General features: G+C 74.4%; 1 protein-coding gene. It reads right to left on the bottom strand.

Annotation, left to right across the window (positions count from 1 at the left end; translation table 11 throughout):
• Positions 1–82 precede the first annotated feature (82 nt).
• Positions 83–1,015, bottom strand: coding sequence for a hypothetical protein (locus ACFWJO_RS40470; RefSeq protein ID WP_386873375.1), 933 nt, complete (start codon positions 1,013–1,015; stop codon positions 83–85).
• Positions 1,016–1,118: the final 103 nt, after the last annotated feature.

The raw sequence follows: 1,118 nt of genomic DNA, 5'->3' as shown, positions 1-1,118 counted from the left end.
CCACATCATCGCATGGGGGAGGCACAGGTGTTGCCGCACGTCACGACAGCATCGGTCCCCGTTCCGTCAATGACGACGGGGGTCAGCGACGGCCGTCGATGGGGTCGCCGCCGCCGTCGAGGGCGTCGAGGACGAGGTCGCGGGCCTCGCCCGTCGCGGACCGGCGGGAGAGCAGCAGCGCGGCCAGCCAGCACAGCAGGACGATCGCGGCGCCGCCCCACGCCAGGAGGGCGAGGCTGCCCGAGAGCAGCCCCGTGCCGTCCGCGCGGCCGACGCCGATCCACACCAGACCCCACGCGAGCGCGAACGCCGGAGCCGGGCGGCCGCCGTTGTACACGGCCGTGAACGCACCGATCAGCACGGCCACCACGAGCATCACCTTCGCCCAGAGGGACGACTGCCCCGGATCGCCGACGACGCCGGTCGAGGCCAGCCACGCGGCCAGGTTCGCCACGGCGGCGATCGAGACCCAGCCCAGATGCAGGCCCTGCACCCCGTCCAGGAGGATCCGCTCACCCCAGCTGTGCGCGCGGACGGATTCGAGGAGCACCAGGATCCACGCCAGGCATGCCAGCAGCAACGCGATCACCACGACGCTCAGCCCCAGCAGCCCGGCCTGCACCGTCCAGATCCACGCGGCGTTGAGCAGCACCGAGACCAGGATCCACGGTCGCAGGCGGTCGTGACGGGCCGACTGGGCCGAGGGGAGGAACTGCCACACGGCGTACGCCAGCAGGCCCGCGTAGATCACGGACCAGATGCCGAACGCGGGGGTCGCCGGGGAGACCCAGGTGGCGTCCGGGCCGAGCCAGCCGCCCGCGGCCTCGGCCACCGGGGTCAGGCCGCCGACGACGCCGGAGCCCAGGAACGCGGCCACGACCGCGAGGATCACGACCACGAGCATGGCCACCCGACCGCCCGTCGAGGACAGCCCCTTCCCCGAGCTGGGGACGCGCGCCGCGGCGTCGGGGCCGAAGGGGCTGCGGGACGGGCCGAGGTCGGTGGCGGTGCTCATGGGTGCTCCCGTGGGGTGATCGTCGGGGGTGTGCCCCGGGCGGGGCGGGTCTCAGGGTCAGCGTAGCCGCCGGGCCCATCGCGGGCACGGGCCACCGCGGCCT

The sequence above is a fragment of the Streptomyces sp. NPDC127092 genome, from assembly GCF_042722475.1.
Classification (GTDB): domain Bacteria; phylum Actinomycetota; class Actinomycetes; order Streptomycetales; family Streptomycetaceae; genus Streptomyces.
The sequence above is the reverse complement of the archived record's forward strand: the minus strand, read 5'-3'. Positions and strand labels throughout refer to the sequence as shown.